The 16,036-nt window shown below is 65.5% G+C and carries 16 protein-coding genes; 5 read left to right on the top strand and 11 right to left on the bottom strand.

Translation table 11 applies throughout. The features are described from left to right. Positions 1-73: 73 nt before the first annotated feature. The 10 genes from QX070_RS12910 to QX070_RS12865 all read right to left on the bottom strand — a co-directional run bounded on the left by QX070_RS12910 (position 74) and on the right by QX070_RS12865 (position 8,106). Positions 74-487: a DUF2000 family protein gene (locus QX070_RS12910; RefSeq protein ID WP_315737426.1), complete on the bottom strand. Its 414-nt coding sequence runs from the start codon at positions 485-487 to the stop codon at positions 74-76. A gap of 102 nt (positions 488-589) precedes the next feature. Then, complete coding sequence (locus QX070_RS12905) at positions 590-994, bottom strand: DUF4189 domain-containing protein (protein WP_315737425.1); 405 nt, start codon at positions 992-994, stop codon at positions 590-592. 183 nt (positions 995-1,177) lie between these two features. Continuing rightward, entirely contained in the window at positions 1,178-2,782 is a 1,605-nt protein-coding gene (locus QX070_RS12900; RefSeq protein ID WP_315737424.1) for a molybdopterin-binding/glycosyltransferase family 2 protein, read from the bottom strand. Beyond that, positions 2,779-3,480: an XdhC family protein gene (locus tag QX070_RS12895; protein ID WP_315737423.1), complete on the bottom strand. Its 702-nt coding sequence runs from the start codon at positions 3,478-3,480 to the stop codon at positions 2,779-2,781. Before QX070_RS12895 ends, QX070_RS12900 begins: the two co-directional genes overlap by 4 nt. 2 nt (positions 3,481-3,482) lie before the next feature. Continuing rightward, entirely contained in the window at positions 3,483-3,806 is a 324-nt protein-coding gene (locus tag QX070_RS12890) for an XdhC family protein (protein WP_315737422.1), read from the bottom strand. Between the two features lie 13 nt (positions 3,807-3,819). Then, positions 3,820-5,025, bottom strand: a complete 1,206-nt coding sequence (locus tag QX070_RS12885) for a VWA domain-containing protein (RefSeq protein ID WP_315737421.1) — start codon at positions 5,023-5,025, stop codon at positions 3,820-3,822. A gap of 171 nt (positions 5,026-5,196) precedes the next feature. Next, positions 5,197-6,105, bottom strand: coding sequence for a MoxR family ATPase (locus tag QX070_RS12880; protein WP_315737420.1), 909 nt, complete (start codon positions 6,103-6,105; stop codon positions 5,197-5,199). Between the two features lie 31 nt (positions 6,106-6,136). Next, positions 6,137-6,994, bottom strand: coding sequence for a xanthine dehydrogenase family protein subunit M (locus QX070_RS12875; protein WP_315737419.1), 858 nt, complete (start codon positions 6,992-6,994; stop codon positions 6,137-6,139). Between the two features lie 48 nt (positions 6,995-7,042). Beyond that, positions 7,043-7,528, bottom strand: coding sequence for a (2Fe-2S)-binding protein (locus QX070_RS12870; RefSeq protein WP_315737418.1), 486 nt, complete (start codon positions 7,526-7,528; stop codon positions 7,043-7,045). A gap of 131 nt (positions 7,529-7,659) precedes the next feature. Next, positions 7,660-8,106 carry a carbon monoxide dehydrogenase subunit G gene (locus QX070_RS12865; RefSeq protein WP_315737417.1) on the bottom strand — a complete coding sequence of 149 codons (447 nt, stop codon included), beginning with the start codon at positions 8,104-8,106 and terminating at the stop codon, positions 7,660-7,662. A gap of 231 nt (positions 8,107-8,337) precedes the next feature. Between QX070_RS12865 and pcaD the strand changes: the two genes are divergently transcribed. Beyond that, positions 8,338-9,120, top strand: coding sequence for a 3-oxoadipate enol-lactonase (gene pcaD / locus QX070_RS12860; RefSeq protein WP_315737416.1), 783 nt, complete (start codon positions 8,338-8,340; stop codon positions 9,118-9,120). A gap of 22 nt (positions 9,121-9,142) precedes the next feature. On the opposite strand, the gene QX070_RS12855 is transcribed toward pcaD, so the two are convergent. Further along, complete coding sequence (locus QX070_RS12855) at positions 9,143-9,688, bottom strand: hypothetical protein (protein ID WP_315737415.1); 546 nt, start codon at positions 9,686-9,688, stop codon at positions 9,143-9,145. Positions 9,689-10,208: 520 nt separating this feature from the next. On the opposite strand from QX070_RS12855, the gene QX070_RS12850 reads away from it, so the two are divergent. The 4 genes from QX070_RS12850 (at position 10,209) to QX070_RS12835 (ending at position 16,027) form a co-directional block, all read left to right on the top strand. Then, positions 10,209-11,414 carry an HlyD family secretion protein gene (locus QX070_RS12850; protein ID WP_315737414.1) on the top strand — a complete coding sequence of 402 codons (1,206 nt, stop codon included), beginning with the start codon at positions 10,209-10,211 and terminating at the stop codon, positions 11,412-11,414. After that, on the top strand, positions 11,414-13,384 hold the full coding sequence (locus tag QX070_RS12845) for a glycosyltransferase (protein ID WP_315737413.1): 1,971 nt from the start codon (positions 11,414-11,416) through the stop codon (positions 13,382-13,384). Before QX070_RS12850 ends, QX070_RS12845 begins: the two co-directional genes overlap by 1 nt. 43 nt (positions 13,385-13,427) lie before the next feature. Next, on the top strand, positions 13,428-14,507 hold the full coding sequence (locus tag QX070_RS12840) for a hypothetical protein (RefSeq protein ID WP_315737412.1): 1,080 nt from the start codon (positions 13,428-13,430) through the stop codon (positions 14,505-14,507). Between the two features lie 602 nt (positions 14,508-15,109). Further along, the gene (locus tag QX070_RS12835; protein WP_315737411.1) at positions 15,110-16,027 is read left to right on the top strand and encodes an ABC transporter permease subunit; all 918 of its coding nucleotides are present in this window, start codon (positions 15,110-15,112) and stop codon (positions 16,025-16,027) included. The last annotated feature ends 9 nt before the right edge of the window (positions 16,028-16,036 follow it).

Below are 16,036 nucleotides of genomic sequence, written 5' to 3'. Positions count from 1 at the left end.
GGTCTTGATCGGCATCAAGCCGCGCCGCTGCATGAAGTAACAGTTTGATGACCGCGCAATGTGCCCGTGGCTGTCAGGCGTGAAATTTGAGTCCGTCGACGACCTTGTCGACCAGCTTGCGCTCCGCGCGAAACGCCAATCCCACCAGATTGAGATCGGCGCGCGCCACCGCCTTCACGGCATCACGGTTGGCCTCGTCATGCGTGGTCTTGAACATGTCCTCGGTGTAGAGCGCCGGCTTCACGCTGCGCGACAGCGCGCGATCCAGAGCACGCGCCAACGCTGCACGATCCGGCGCGCCGTAGATCAGGATCGGCTGCCCGATCAACGCGTGATACAGGGTTGCCGAGCCGTCCTCATAAGGCGCGCCGATGCATTCGGGAAATGCAGCGGCGATGCCGCTGGAAAGAAACGCCGCGACGTTCAGCTTCTGCCAGGCTTCGAGATCGTTGCGAATGATCAGCGCGATCTTGGTGTCGAATTGCATGCCATTTCCAGAGTTCGATGTCATCGAACGCTCAGAATAGCCGAGCCGCTCTCGAGGTGAAGCATCGAAATGAAAGCGCGGACGAGAGACATCAGGCTCAGATCAGCCCTTGGCGTCGCACACCCAGGCGCGGATGACACATTCCTTGCCGCCATATTTGTAGCATTCCCGGGTCGCCTCGTTGAGCGTGGTCGAGATCGTCGGCCGAACAGCATAGCCGTGGGCGCCGCAGGGATTGGTGAGATCGACCGCGAACGCGGCGCAGGCCTTCTTCATCGTCACCGCGGTGCAGTCGCCCTTGCACTGCTTGAGCGCCGCAGCCTTGGCGAGATGCTCCGCCGGATAGTCGAACGCCTGGCCATAGGCGGCGCACCGGCCAATGGCGAACGCGCCGGCTGCATGCGCCGGGCTGATGGCGCCGTAGCTCGCGATGCGCGCAACGCCGACGAGAACGGTCAATCCAAATGCAAACAGCGCGACACGGCGCGCAGCAGTCGAAGCGATCACTTTTTCCTCCCCCGAGGCCCAATGCCGGCAAATCTAGCCGGGGGTCGTTGAAACTTGGTGAATGGGAGGTTGAGGGCGGGCGAGGTCCGTTGCCCGCATGAGCGCAGCGATATGCGGGGGCGCGGCATCCGTGGAGAGAGACTGTCCCCGCATGTCGCATACGCTCATGCGGGCTACGCTGGCTCAGCCGCGCCGGGCGGCTTCCAGCGCCTGCGGCGTGTCGATGTCGAGGAAGGCGCTGTTGCCGTCGACCGGCACCTCGGCGACGGCCTCGGTATGCTTGGCGATCAGGTGCCGCGCGCCGACGTCACCGTCCAGCGTCATCAGCTCGGCGAAGAAGCGGCGTGACCACAGCACCGGGTTGCCGCGGCGTCCCTCGGACACGGGCACGACGATCAAATTGCCGCGATCGGGCGCGAACGCGCCGATCAGACGGTCGAGCAGATCCGAGGACACCATCGGCATGTCGCCCAGGCACACGACCGCGCCATCGACGCCCTCAGGCACCGCGGCGATGCCGGCCTTCACCGAGCTGGCAAGCCCACCGGCGAAGTCGGGATTGCGGACGAAGCGAACGTTCAAGTCGGACAGCGCCTGCTCGACCAGCTCGGCCTGATGACCGGTGACGACGATGACCTCACCGGCCTTGGAGGCCAGCGCCTGCTCGGTCACGATGCGCACCAGCTTCTTGCCGTCGAGCTCGGCCAGCAGCTTGTTCGGCCCTCCCATGCGGGTCGAGCGTCCCGCAGCCAGCACGACCGCGGCGACCTTGCGTTCGCCCTCGGCCTCCGGCTTGGCGCGCGGCTGCGGCCGTGTCACGATCTCCATGAGGAGTCCGCCCACGCCCATGGCCGTGAGCTCGGCGCGGGTGACCTTGATGCCGGCGAGCAGCCGCATCAGCACCCAGTCGAAACCGTTCTCCGCCGGCGAGCGGGCGCAACCGGGGGCGCCGAGCACCGGCACACCGGCAGCGCTACCGATCAAGAGCAGATTGCCGGGATCCACCGGCATGCCGAAATGCTCGATCGCACCGCCGATGCCGGTGATCGCGGCGGGAATGACGTCGCGGCGGTCGGCGATCGCGGACGCGCCGAACACGATGACGAGCTCGGCGCCCAGCGCCAACAGCTCCTTGATCGCAGCGGCCAGCGCGGCCTGCTCGTGCGGCACGCGGCGCTCCGCGATGATGGTGGCGCCGGCCGGCGCGAGCCGCTCTGCGGTGACGCGCAGCGTCTTGTCGATGACCTTGGGTGCGAGCCCAGGCAGAAGCGTCGAGACGACGCCGACGCGCTTGATCACATAGGAGGCGATGCTGAGCGCGCCCCTGCCCGCCGCAGCGACGGCGGCATCGCGCAGACGGCCTTCGACGCCGAACGGGATCAGCTTGACGGTGCCGACCATCTCGCCTTCGACCACCGGCTTGAAGGCCGCCAAGGTCGCAAAGGTGATGGCCTCGTCGACTCCGTTGATGCGCTCGACGGCGGCGCGGTCGATCATCAGCACGCCGGGCTGCGCCGCGAACAGATTGGCGCGACCGGTGAAGGCGCGATCGACGTGAATGCCTTTGCCTGCGACGACCTTGGCGACGTCGGCCGCCGCCTCGTCCTCCGAGACATCGCCCGCCTCGAGCCGGACGACCACGATCTCCTTGACGCCCTCTCGGGCCAGCGCCTCGACCTCGGCGGGACCGATCAGCGTGCCCTTCTTCAGCACCAACGATCCCTTGCGCAGGGTGTGCACGGTCACCCCGCCGATCGCTTCAGTCGGACTGGCAGGACCGAACTTCATGCCGCCTGCTCTTTCTCCTTGGCCGGCAGCCGCAACGTGGCGGTGATCTCGGCCATGATCGAGACCGCGATCTCCGACGGCGACACCGCGCCGATGGCGAGCCCGATCGGCGCATGGATGCGGGCGATGTCGGCGTCGCTGGCGCCTTGGGCGCGCAGGCGGTCGCCGCGCTTGGCATGCGTCTTCCGTGAGCCGAGCGCGCCGATATAGAAGCAGTCGCGCGAGAACGCGTGCAGCAGCGCCGGATCGTCGATCTTCGGATCATGCGTCAGCGCGACAAAGGCCGTGTAGTGATCGACGTTGAGCGGCGGCAGGGCCACGTCGGGCCATTCGGCGATCAGCGGCACGTCGGGGAAGCGCTCGGGGCTGGCGAAGGCCGTGCGCGGATCGACGACGGTGACGTCATAGCCGAGCGACTTGGCGATCGGTGCCAGCGCCTGGCTGATATGGACGGCGCCGATGATCACGAGCTTGGCCGTCGGCGCGTAGACGTTGAGGAACAACCGCTTGCCGCCCACCTCGACCATGCCGCTCTTGCCCATCCGCAGTTGCGTTGCGAGCTCGTTGCGCAAGGGATCGGCGGCGATGTCGGCGGCCTTGACCAGACGCTGCTCGCCGGAGGCGACGTCGGTGACGAGAATGGCCGCGCGGCGCGCGGCGCGTTCGGCATTGAGTTCGGCCAGCGTGGCGAGCTGCATGATCAGCCCACCTTCTCGACGAAGACGCGGATGGTACCGCCGCACGACAAGCCGACATTCCAGGCGGTCTCGTCGGCAACGCCGAACTCCAGCATCTTGGGCTGGCCGCTGGTGATCACGTCGAGCGCCTCGGTAACGACAGCGCCCTCCACGCAGCCGCCGGACACGGACCCTAAGAACGTGCCCTCGTCGTTGATCACGAGGTTGGACCCGACCGGGCGCGGCGCCGAGCCCCAGGTCTCGACCACGGTGGCGAGCGCCACGCCGTGACCGGATTTGTGCCAATCCTCGGCGGCCTTGAGGATGTCTTCGTCGCGGTTGAGCATGACTATCTCCTTCTCAGGCGGCGGGCCGGATCGCGCTGCGCTGATGCGGCGGCAGCGGCGACGACAGCGCCGAGATCAGCGTCCCGATCGAGGTCAAGTTATGTACCGGGCGGAATTCGTCAACGTGGGGCAGCATGGTTTTGATGCCCTGCGCCTTCGCCTCGAAGCCGGAATAGCGCAGCAGCGGATTGAGCCAGATCAGCCGCCGGCAGGAGCGGTGCAACCGGTCCATCTCGAAGGCGAGCTTGCTGTCGGCCTCGCGCTCCAGCCCGTCGGAGATCAAGAGCACGATCGCGCCCTGCCCGAGCACGCGGCGCGCCCACTGCTTGTTGAAGGTCTGCAACGAGGTGGCGATCCTTGTGCCGCCGGCCCAGTCCTCGACATTCGCCGAGCAGCTCGCCAGCGCCTCGTCGGGATCGCGCTGGCGCAGCGCGCGCGTCACGTTGGTCAGCCGCGTGCCGAACAGGAATACCGAGACGCGCTTGCGCGCATCGGTGATGGCGTGCAGGAAATGCAGGAACAGGCGGGTGTACTCGCTCATCGAGCCGGAGATGTCGAGCAGCGCCACGATCGGCGCCGGCTTCTCGATCCGCCCCAGGCGATGGAAGTTGATGATCTCGCCTTCGGTGCGCAGCGCCTGACGCAGCGTCTTGCGCATGTCGATTCGACGGCCGCGCGGGTCCGCGGTGTGGCGGCGCGTTTTCAGCTCGGCCTGCGGCAGCCGCATCTTGGCGATGGCGCGTGCGACCTCGGCGATCTCCGCCGCGCTCATCTGCGCAAAGTCCTTCTTCTGCAGCACCTCGCGGTCGGACACCGCGAGCCGCAGGTCCTGCTCCTGCGCCTTCGGCTCCTCATGGGTCTGCGGCTGCGACATCGCCTCCTGGACCCGGCGCGAGGCCGGCGGCGGCTTCTTCTTGGCGTGGTCCGGCAGCGGCACCGAATCGAGCATGGACTTCCACTCCTCGGCGGGGCGGAAGAACAGGTCGAAGGCCTGAGAAAAGATCAGGGCATGCTCATGGCGCTTGACGAAGATCGATTCGAGCGTGGTGAAGACGTCCGCGCGCTTGCCGATGTCGATGACCTCGAGCGCGGTCATGGCATCGATGACAGCACCCGGACCGACCGGAAGGCCGGCGGCGCGTAGCGCCCGCGCGAAGCCCGCGATGTTGTCGGCGATGCCGCCGGTCGGCGGCGCGAGGTGATTGATGGGCGTGGGCATCGGTCTATCCCCTCGTCATTCCGGGACGTGCCTCAAACTGAGTTCATCATTCCGGGGCAACCCAAAGGGCTGAGCCCGGAATCCATACTCACGGTCGTGGTTATGGATTCCGGGCCTGCGTGCTGCGCACGCATCCCGGAATGACGACCTTCGCTGTGACGCGACCGCGGCTCAAGTCTCGCTGGTCGCGTCCTTGATCGCCTTCTGCAACGCATCACCCTGCATGCGGGCGATGTCGTCCTGATACTTCAACAGCGCGCCCAGCGTGTCGCCGACGACCTCGGCATTCAGCGAACGCGCATCGAGCTCGGTCAACGCCGTGGCCCAGTCCAAGGTCTCGGCGACCCCTGGCGACTTGTAGAAGTCCTGGTCGCGCAGCGCCTGCACGAAGCGCACGATCTGCTGCGACAGCCGCTGCGAGATGCCGGGCAGCCGGGTCTTGACGATGGCGAGCTCGCGCTCGGCGGAGGGATAATCGACCCAGTGATACAGGCAGCGCCGCTTCAGCGCGTCATGGATCTCGCGAGTCCTGTTCGAGGTGATGATGACGATCGGCGGATGCGGCGCCTTGACGGTCCCGAACTCCGGGATCGTGACCTGGAAGTCGGAGAGTATCTCCAGCAGATAGGCTTCGAACGCCTCGTCCGCGCGGTCGAGCTCGTCAATGAGAAGAACCGGCGCGCCTGCGACATCCGGCTCCAGCGCCTGCAGCAGCGGGCGCTTGATCAGATAGCGGTCGGCGAAGATGTCCGACGTCAATTGATCGCGGTCGACCTCGCCGCCCGCTTCCGCCAGCCGGATCGCGATCATCTGCGCCGCTGAATTCCATTCGTAGACGGCGGAGGCGACGTCGAGACCCTCGTAGCACTGCAGCCGGATCAGCTTGCGGCCGAGCGCGGCCGACAAGACCTTGGCGATCTCGGTCTTGCCGACGCCGGCCTCGCCCTCGAGGAACAGCGGCCGGCCCATCCGCAGCGACAGATAGGTCACCGTCGCCAGCGATCGCTCGGCCAGATAGCCGCGCGAGGACAACAATTCGAGCATCGCGTCGACCGATGCTGGCAGGGCCGGAGCACTCATGGGCGAGACCGCTTCCTTCCTCACGCGTCCGTCACGAAGCCGGAGCCTCCGGTTCGGCGGCTCCCTCCGATGCGGTTGAGGCCTTGGCGCCGGCATTGGCCGCATCCACCGCGCGGCGCGCCAGCACACCGATCAGATGGGCGCGATATTCGGCGCTGCCGTGAATGTCGCTGTTGAGGCCTTCGGCCGAGACCGGAATTCCCTCCAGCGCCTTCGGCGAGAAACGCTTCTGCAGCGCTTCCTCGAAAGCAGTGACGCGAAACACGCCATTGCCGCCGGCGCCGGTCACGGCGACGCGCACGTCCGAGGGACGACGGGCGACGAACACGCCGACCAGCGCATAGCGCGAGGCCTGGTTGCGGAACTTCACGTAAGCGGCCTTCTTCGCCAGCGGAAAGCTCACCTTGGTGATGATCTCGTCCGGCTCCAGCGCGGTCGTGAACAGCCCGAGAAAGAACTCCTCGGCCTTAAGCTTGCGCTTGTTGGTGACGATGGTGGCGCCGAGCGCGAGGCATGCTGCCGGATAGTCTGCGGTCGGATCGTTGTTGGCAATCGAACCGCCGATGGTGCCGCGATGGCGCACCGCGGGATCGCCGATCAGGCTCGCCAGATGTGCGAGCGCCGGAATGGCTTCGCCGACCGTTGCGGAGTTGGCGACGTCGGCATGACGCGCCATCGCGCCGATCACCAGGTTGCGGCCTTTCACCTCGATCGTATCGAGCCCCTCGACATGGGAGAGATCCACCAGATGCGGCGGGCTCGCGAGCCGCTGCTTCATGACCGGCACCAGCGTGTGGCCGCCGGCGACCAGCTTGGCGTCTTCGTTCTTGGTGAGGAGATTGGCGGCCTGGCGCACGGTCGCCGGCCGATGATATTTGAATTCGTACATGGGGAAATGTCCTGTGCGCAGCGGGCCGACTGGGGCGAGGTCAGACGTTTAGGCGAGGTCCGATTTGGCCATCGCCTTGGCGCCGGCGGCGATCGATTGCACGATGTTCTGATAGCCGGTGCAGCGGCAGAGATTGCCTTCCAGCTCCTCGCGAATGGTCTCTTCGCTGAGCTCATGTCCCTTGCGATGGACGAGATCGACCGCGGTCATGATCATGCCGGGCGTGCAGAAGCCGCATTGCAGGCCATGGTGTTCGCGAAACGCTTCCTGCATCGGATGCAGCGGCGCGCCGTCGGCGGCGAGCCCCTCGATCGTCCTGACCTCATGACCATCGGCCATCACGGCCAATGTCGTGCAGGACTTGACCGCCTTGCCATCGAGATGGACGATGCAGGCGCCGCATTGCGACGTGTCGCAGCCGACATGGGTGCCGGTGAGGCGCAGATTCTCGCGCAGGAACTGCACCAGCAGCGTCCGCGGGTCGACGTTCGCCGTGACGGGATTACCGTTCACAATCATGGAAATCTTGGCCATTCAGGACTCTCTATTATCCGCGCGACAGCGTTGCACTGCAGCGCAGCCCAGCAAAATCAGTCGAAAACCATCATATGGGCGCTCCCGGCGGCGGGCAACCTCGCCCCCGGCCGCGCATGGGTCGGTTGCGGTCAGCCTTGAACGGCCTTGGCGAAGTTGGCGAAGAATTCGTCGGCGAGTTTCTTTGCGGTGCCGTTGATCAGCCGCTGGCCGAGCTGCGCCAGCTTGCCGCCGATCTGTGCCTCGACATTGTAGGTCAACAGCGTGCCGCCGTCCTTGTCCGCCAGCGCAACGATCGCACCGCCCTTGGCGAATCCTGCGACGCCGCCCTCACCTTCGCCGGAGATCTTGTAGCCGTTCGGCGGATCGAGATCACTCAAGGTGACCTTGCCCTTGAAGCGCGCGGAGACCGGTCCGACCTTCATCTTGGCGACGGCACGGAAGCCACCGTCCTCGGTCTTTTCCAGTTCCTCGCAGCCGGGAATGCAGGCCTTGAGCACCTCCGGATCGTTCAGCTTGGCCCAGACCTGCTCTCGCGGAGCGGCCAGCTGGACCTCGCCCGTCATCGTCATTGCCATGTGCATCTCCCCCGATTGGCGCGGTTAGAGGCATTCAAGTAAAGCACCGAACGTCCAAAAGGAAGGGCGAGCAGCGACCGGAAGCGTTGCAGAAAAGCCGGAGCACCGCAGCATTCCGGATCTCGCCGCCGTTGAGTTTTGATTGGCAGACGGCGGTGGGGGTGGTTAGTTCGCCATCGAATCTGCACGATTCCTCCGGCGGCGCGGCCGCCTGCGACAAGGATTCCGCCCATGCCGATGATCGATGCCGACGGCTGTCTGTTGAATGTCACCGTCGAGGGCCGCGACGGCGGACCGACCCTGATGCTCTCGAACTCGCTCGGCTCGACGCTGCAGATGTGGGAGCCGCAGATGCGCGCCTTCACGCAGGTGTTCCGCGTGATCCGCTATGACCGGCGCGGTCATGGCAAGTCGCAAGTGCCGTCCGGGCCCTACTCGATCGAGCGATTCGGCCGCGATGCGCTGGCGATTCTCGATGACCTCAACATCGAGAAGATGCACTGGTGCGGCGTGTCGATGGGCGGCATGGTCGGGCAGTGGCTCGCGGCCCACGCTCCTGAACGTGTAGGCAAGCTCGTGCTCGCCAACACCACCTGCTACTACCCCGATCCGGCAATCTGGGACGCCCGCATCAAGGCGGTCGAGGACAGCGGACTCGCTGGAATCGCCGACACGGTCATCGCCGGCTGGCTGACTCAGGAGTTTCGTGATCACAATCCCGACGTTGCCGACCGGATGAAGGCAATGCTCGTGGCCACCCCGGTCGAGGGCTATCTCGCTTGCTGCAAAGCACTGCGGGCGCTGGACCTGCGCGAGGACCTGCCGGCCATCAAAAGCCCAACCCTCGTCGTGGCCGGCCGCTACGACAAGTCGACGCCAATCGCGATGGCGGAAGCGATCCGCAGCCGGATCCCCGGCGCCAGCATGACCATCGTCGATGCCGCGCACATCTCGAATGTCGAAGCGGCGGGCCAGTTCAACGATGCCGTGCTGGGCTTTCTGACCCAGCGCTGACGCACCGCGATGGATCAGGGCGTTACGCCTGCTGCGGCGCCGGCGTCGCCGTGGGCCCCATCTTCGGCGGAGCGGATGCGGAGGACGGCGAGGCTTGCGTCGACGGCTTCTCCACCAGCATGACGATGGCCGTGCCGAGCAGCATCAGGAGTTCCGTGGCATGCAGACGCAGTGCCTGGGGCTCCCCGAATTTGGCGGCCATGATCATGCTGAAGAAGGCGAGCATGCTGCCGAAAGCGAGCCCGATCGACAGCGCCTCGACATAGCCGGCCACCTTTCGCACCCGCGGAACCAGGATCAGGACCAGAAACATCGCGAAGAAGCCTGCGACCGTCAGTCGCGCCAGCGCAAGCAGCCAGGCGGCGCGGACCGTCTCGATGCCCGACAACTGCAGGTAGTCGCTGATGAACAAGGCCACCGCAATATTGGGCCGCGCGAACAGCCCCTGGATCGGCGACACCATGATCTGAAACGCGATGATGGTCCAGGCGGGCACGAAGTAGAGCGCCAGCAGCACACCGTTGACGCAACTGAGCCGCCAATTCCTGATCACGCAATCCTTGATCATGTCACGCCCACCTTTCCATCCCACAAACCGCCCGTCCGGCCGACTTCCAGACGAGCTAACGCGCGGCAAACGCGCCCGGCAATTTAAACCATTCGTTTACCTTAACAGGGTGGCGACGGGCGCGAGAGCCATCAACGGTCACCGTCCAAGAGACCCTGCCGGTGACCTCGCCGATCAGGCCTCGACTTCCCGCGTGACAACGGCCTTCCCGGCCATCAACGCCTCCTCGAACATCTGCATCGCATCCGACATTGCGCGCCCGCTTCGTCTTCAGCACCGCGATGCGGCTGCTCCGCTGAATGATCGCCGTAACCGACGCCTGCATCGGGGTCACGATCGATGCGCCGGCAGTCCGATCGCGTCGATGGCCGCTGCACCGCAATTATGTGCGCCGCGCCATCATTGCTTTTGACTAGCGTCAAAGTAGCTAGACAATGTGATACTATCTTAAGATGAGTGCTGCTGCGTTTCGCACAGCTCGATCGTGATGCGGCAAGCAGCCGCCGAGCGGGAGTACTGCATGAGACTGGCTCGGATCTTCATCGGCATCCTCCTGCTGGCCGGCGGCCTCTACATCCTGGTCGGCGAGCATTTCGCCGGAACTTCAGGCGACGCGACCGTCAATGCCCGGCTTTACGTCGTGCGCGCGCCGATCGAAGGCCGCGTGACGCTGGGGGTGAGCCATATCGGCGTCAGGGTCAACGCCGGGGAACTCATGGCCGAGATCGTCGACGACCGGTTCGACACCACGCGCCTGCTCAATCTCGAGCGCGACCGTGACGAGCAGAAGATCGCGCTCAAGCGGGTTCCGGCGCAGCGTTCGGCGCTCGAGCAAGCGCGGGCCGCCTTCGCGGCCCAGTCGGCCAACTACAAGACCGGCCGCGTCCGCCAGATCGCGGCACGCATCGCCGAGGCCAAGGCGGCGGAGGATGCCGCGGCCGCCCGGCTGAAGCTCGCGGATCTCACCTTCACGCGGGCCAACGAGCTGAAGGAACGCGGGGTCCAGACGGTCGCCGGCCTCGACCAGGCCAGCGCCTCGCTCGATATCGCCAAGCAGGATTTGGAAAGCGCGAAACAGCGCACCAACTATGTCGAGACCGAGCTCGGCTCCGCGCAATCGGGGGTCTTCATCGGCGACTCCTACAACGACGTGCCGTTCTCGATGCAGCGCATTCACGAGCTCGACCTGCGCCTCGCCGAACTTGCCGTGGACGAGCAGCAGATCCAATCCCGCCTGGTCCAATACGAGCAGCAGATCAACGCCGAACGCGTCCGGATCAACCGACTGACCTCGGCGACGCTGAGGGCCCGCGTCCCGGGCATGGCCTGGGATTTCCTCGTCGACGACGGCGAATATGCCCGTCGCGGTCAGGATCTCGCCAAGCTGGTGGACTGCAACAGTCTCGTGGTGACCGCGAGCGTTCCCGAAAGTCTCTACGCCAGCCTGTCGATCGGCGCCCCGGTGCAGTTCCGTCTGTTCGGAGACGACCGGATATTCGATGGGACGGTGACACGTCTCGGCGGCTCGGGCGCCTCGCAACTCTACGCCAATCTCGCCGTCGGCCCGACGCCGCAGCACTTGCAGCGCTTCGACGTCACCGTTGCGGTGCCAGATCTCGCCAAGCAGCCGGATCTGTCCTGCGCCATCGGGCGCACCGGCCGGGTGATCTTCACCAGCGGACCGATCGCGGCATTGCGCGGCTTCGTCGCCCGGTACGGCTACTGATGCCGACGCTGTCACCATTCCTGTCCGCGTTCGCAGTCGTTGCGATCATCGTAGGGCTGCGCGTCCTGGTGTTGCCCCTCCTGGACCCGAAGATATGGTACTGGCGGACCCTGCTCCTCAGCGGCTCGATCCTGCTGGCCTGGCGCTATGTCGCCTGGCGCTTCACCGAGACCCTTGCTCCGCCCGGCCTCACGCCGGATGGGATCCTCAGCTGGGGCTTCGCCATTCTCGAAGCGCTCACCGTTGTTTCGTCGTCCTTCGCCTTCCTGATCCTGACCAGGACCAAGGAGCGGACGACGGAGGCTGATCGCCATGCTGGCTGGTGGCTTCCGAGGCCGCCGCCTCGGGTCGACATCTTCATCACCACCTACAACGAGCAGCTCGAGGTCCTGGAGCGAACCATTGTCGGCGCCAAGGCGATCACCTATGCGGCATTGCGCGTCTTCGTCCTCGACGACGGCAGCCGGGCCTGGCTCCGGGATTACTGCACCGAGCACGGCATCGGCTATGTCGCCCGTACCGACAAGTCGCACGCCAAGGCCGGCAACATCAACAATGCCTTGCGGCTGCGCGCGGCGGATGCGGACCGGCCGGATTTCGTCGCCGTTCTCGACGCCGACTTCGTGCCTCATCTCGACTTCGTCGAGCGGACGCTCGCGTTGTTCCACGATCCGGCTGTCGGCCTCGTACAGACGCCCCAGCACTTCTTCAACCCGGACCCGATCCAGCACAATCTCGGCATCGGCGCGTCCTATCCCGACGAGCAGCGCCACTTCTTCGACAACGTCGAGCCGGCGCGCGACGCCTGGGGCATCGCAATGTGCTGCGGCACCTCCTCGATATTCCGCGTCTACGCCGTAGAGATGATCGGCGGCGTGCCGACCGAGAGCGTCACCGAGGATTTCCTGCTCACGCTGCGCCTGTCCGCGCACGGCTACCAGACCGTCTACCTGAACGAGGCGTTGTCGGAGGGATTGGCGCCGGAAGGCCTTGCGGAATACGTCACGCAGCGCGGCCGCTGGTGCCTCGGCCTCATGCAGATCGTGCGCAACGTCTACAATCCATTCGGCTCCCATGGTCTCGACTTCTTCCACCGGCTCAGCGTGCTCGACTCGCTGCTTTACTGGACGTCGACCTATCCGTTCCGCCTCGCCGCGCTGATCTGTCCACTGCTTTACTGGTGGGGCGGGGTGACCGTGGTGAACGCCTCGATCGCCGACATCATCCGGTATTACGGCCCCTATTATCTCTCGATCATGTACACGCTGAACTGGCTGTCCAAGGGACTGTTCATTCCGATCGTCAACGATGTCTCGCAGATCGTCGCCGCCTGGCCCGTGCTCCGCGCCGCCGCTCTCGGCCTGCTCTCCCCCGGTCCGCACAAATTCTCGGTGACCGCCAAGGGCGGCGATCGCGCCAAGATCATCGTCCAATGGCCGCTGATGCGGCCCTTCCTGATCCTGATGGCGCTGACGATCGGTGGCATGATCGTGTCGCTGACGTCCGATTTTGTCTTCAATACCACGGGGACCGCGGGAGACGGCGTCATCGTCGTGATGTTCTGGACGATCTACAACGTTCTGGTGCTGTCGGTGGCGATCGCCGTGTGCATCGACCGTCCACGCTACAACCGGCCGCAACGCCAGATCGTCGAGCCGATAACCCTGACGGTCGACGGCGAGCCGCAACGCGGCTGGATCGTCAATCTCGGCCCCGGCGGCGCACGCGTCAGCGGTCCGGTCGGCCTTGCGACCGGCGCCATCGGCACGCTCACTTTGCCCCTGATCGGCGATATCCCGACCAAGGTCGCGGCTCCGACGAACGACGGCTACCGGCTCATATTTACGGTGACACCGCAGCAGCGCGCCCAGATCATCGAGCGGCTGCACACCGCGAGCGGAGTGCCCGGCGCCGACAGCGGCGATCTCGGCCGCATGCTGAAAGAACTCGCGCGAGCCGTGGCCGATTGAGGAGAAGACGATGACGAGGCGACGGTGGAGCTTACAGACAGCGGTGTTCCTCGGCGGCACGACACTGATCGTCGTGACGGCGCTGGCCGTTGCCATCCTCTATTCGGCGTCGCTGCAGCGGCGCGGCGAGGAGCTCGCGATCGAGCAGCTGAGGACGCGCGGTGAGCTCAGCGCAAACCTGCTGGCGCGACAGATGTACGGCACGTGGATCGACGTGTCGCGGCTCGCCGCGATCATCGACCCCGCCGACGTCGCCGAGGCGCGCCGACAGATCCAGTTCGTGAGCCAGTTCCAGCCGCGCTATGCCTGGCTCGGCATCGCCGACCCCGGCGGCAAGGTCATCGCGAGCAAGGACCGGATGCTGGAAGGACAAAGCGTCGCCGACCTGCGCTGGTTCCGGCATGGACTCGGGGTGCCGACGGCGGTCGATGATCGCGAACCAGAGACCCTGGGCCGGATGTTGCAGGCCGCTTCGGGACCGGACCGCTTGATCGCCATGTCGGCTCCGCTGATGCACGACGGCGCCCCCGCCGGTGTCATCGGGGCCCAAATCGATTGGAAATGGGTGATCGAATCCGTCGCGGCGCTGGCGTCGCGCGACATCGATCTGGTGTTGCTGTCGCGCGAGAGCATCGTGCTGTTCGGCCCGCCGGATCTCGTCGGCAAGCAACTGACGATCGGCTCGGCGCAGGCCGCAAGCCGCGGGGCCCCGGTCGCGCTCATCGAGCGATGGCCCGACGGCAAGGACTATTTCACCGTCACGTTCCCCACCGTGAAGTACGCCGATCTGCCGAGCTTCGGCTGGTCCCTTCTGATCCGGCAGGACGCCGTTGCCGCGATGCTGCCGACCCGCCAGCTTGTGCGCTCGTTTTGGTTCAACGTTGCCGGTGGCGTGTTCTCGATCCTGGTGCTGCTCAATTTCGCCGCGAAATGGGTGGCGACGCCGATGCGCCGTCTTGCCCAGGCCGCCGAGACCATGGTGAAAGATCCGTTTTCCGGCATGGTGGCTCGGGAAACCCGGTACGATGAGGCGACGCGGCTGCGCGACGCCTTGGTCAGGCTCCAGTCGAAGCTGATGGCAAAAGTGCCTGGTTCGACGGAAGACAGCGGTAGCGGCATATGAGCGGCGCCAGCGACAAGATCAGCTCGATGCGCTCGACGTCCAAGGTCGCGGCCCTCGTCGCTCGCGCCTCCTTCGCCATCATTGGCCTCAGCGGCTAGCCCGAGCGGCGGCGAGAGAATCCGAGCTGAAAGCGAATCCTCCAGTGTCCACGCCAACGAGCGGTCCTGCAGACGCGGGTCCTGGTATTGCTGGCCGGGACGCGGGCTGCCCCTCCGTGTCCCTCATCTTGCCGGTTCGGTCTCCCGGCCGGACTTTGGTGCCCCTGGTTCTCGTCCGCCAGCCTGCTCATGGGGTTCTCGCTTCGCTACCGCGCGCAACCAGTGCGAGAGCACCTCCTTCGGCGGTAGGTGCTGCGTTCCGCGGTGGTCATTTGATGGCGATGGCCGGACCCGAGAAAGGCACGGGAACCGCGCCGTCAAAGGAGGCGGGATAAGCCCGCAATTGTGGCACTGCACGCTGTTGCGGCACCCGGTTCCTAGCTGTTAGTACTGGCCCACGCGTCGCCTTGGGCGCGGGTGCGATCTCCAGGCATACCAGCACCTGCTCTGCAAGGCCCCCGCCGCGTTGCGAACCGATATCGGCAGTCTCACTCACGGCAGTTCATGGATTATTTCGCGCAACAGCTCATCAATGGCCTCGTCCTTGGCTCGATCTACGGCCTGATCGCCATCGGCTACACCATGGTCTATGGCATCGTCGGCATGATCAATTTCGCCCATGGCGACATCTTCATGATCGGCGGCTTCATCGCGCTGATCTCGTTCCTGGTCCTGGTGTCGCTGGGCCTGACTGCGGTTCCGGTAATTCTGCTGATCGTGCTGCTGGTCTCGATGGCCATCACGGCGCTCTATGGCTGGACCGTCGAACGCATCGCCTACCGCCCGCTGCGGCACTCGTTCCGCCTGGCGCCGATGCTGTCCGCCATCGGCATGTCGTTCGTGCTCACCAACTATTCGCAGGTGTCGCAGGGCGCGCGCGTCAAGCCGGTGCCGCCGATCATCACCGGCGGCTATACCCTGCACGAGGGTGCGGGCGGCTTCGTCGTCCAGCTCTCCAACATCCAGATCGTGGTGGTCATCACCACCATCGTTCTGCTCGCGCTGTTCACCTGGCTGGTATCCCGCACCCGGCTCGGGCGCGACATGCGCGCCTGCGAGCAGGACCAGACCATGGCGGCACTGCTCGGCGTCGACGTCGACCGCACCATCTCGATGACCTTCGTGATCGGCGCGGCGCTCGCTGCCGTCGCCGGCATGATGTACCTGCTGTATTACGGTCTGGTCGATTTCTTCATGGGCTTCGTCGCCGGCATCAAGGCGTTCACGGCGGCGGTACTCGGCGGCATCGGCTCGCTGCCGGGCGCGATGCTCGGCGGCCTCGCGATCGGACTGATCGAGACGTTCTGGTCGGCCTATTTTTCCGTGGAGTACAAGGACGTCGCGGCATTCTCGATCCTCATCGTGGTGCTGATTTTCCTGCCGACCGGCCTGCTCGGCCGGCCCGAAGTCGAAAAAGTCTGAAGATGGAGT

Origin of the sequence: Bradyrhizobium sp. SZCCHNR1093, assembly GCF_032381175.1 — a bacterium.
GTDB lineage: Bacteria > Pseudomonadota > Alphaproteobacteria > Rhizobiales > Xanthobacteraceae > Bradyrhizobium.
The sequence above is the reverse complement of the archived record's forward strand: the minus strand, read 5'-3'. Positions and strand labels throughout refer to the sequence as shown.

Coding starts and splice junctions, on each gene's coding strand:
- QX070_RS12910 (WP_315737426.1), bottom strand. CDS start 487: ATGCAATTCGACACCAAGATCGCGCTGATCATTCGCAACGATCTCGAA.
- QX070_RS12900 (WP_315737424.1), bottom strand. CDS start 2,782: ATGAAGTTCGGTCCTGCCAGTCCGACTGAAGCGATCGGCGGGGTGACC.
- QX070_RS12895 (WP_315737423.1), bottom strand. CDS start 3,480: ATGCAGCTCGCCACGCTGGCCGAACTCAATGCCGAACGCGCCGCGCGC.
- QX070_RS12890 (WP_315737422.1), bottom strand. CDS start 3,806: ATGCTCAACCGCGACGAAGACATCCTCAAGGCCGCCGAGGATTGGCAC.
- QX070_RS12885 (WP_315737421.1), bottom strand. CDS start 5,025: ATGCCCACGCCCATCAATCACCTCGCGCCGCCGACCGGCGGCATCGCC.
- QX070_RS12880 (WP_315737420.1), bottom strand. CDS start 6,105: ATGAGTGCTCCGGCCCTGCCAGCATCGGTCGACGCGATGCTCGAATTG.
- QX070_RS12875 (WP_315737419.1), bottom strand. CDS start 6,994: ATGTACGAATTCAAATATCATCGGCCGGCGACCGTGCGCCAGGCCGCC.
- QX070_RS12870 (WP_315737418.1), bottom strand. CDS start 7,528: ATGGCCAAGATTTCCATGATTGTGAACGGTAATCCCGTCACGGCGAAC.
- QX070_RS12865 (WP_315737417.1), bottom strand. CDS start 8,106: ATGGCAATGACGATGACGGGCGAGGTCCAGCTGGCCGCTCCGCGAGAG.
- pcaD (WP_315737416.1), top strand. CDS start 8,338: ATGCCGATGATCGATGCCGACGGCTGTCTGTTGAATGTCACCGTCGAG.
- QX070_RS12855 (WP_315737415.1), bottom strand. CDS start 9,688: ATGATCAAGGATTGCGTGATCAGGAATTGGCGGCTCAGTTGCGTCAAC.
- QX070_RS12850 (WP_315737414.1), top strand. CDS start 10,209: ATGAGACTGGCTCGGATCTTCATCGGCATCCTCCTGCTGGCCGGCGGC.
- QX070_RS12845 (WP_315737413.1), top strand. CDS start 11,414: ATGCCGACGCTGTCACCATTCCTGTCCGCGTTCGCAGTCGTTGCGATC.
- QX070_RS12835 (WP_315737411.1), top strand. CDS start 15,110: ATGGATTATTTCGCGCAACAGCTCATCAATGGCCTCGTCCTTGGCTCG.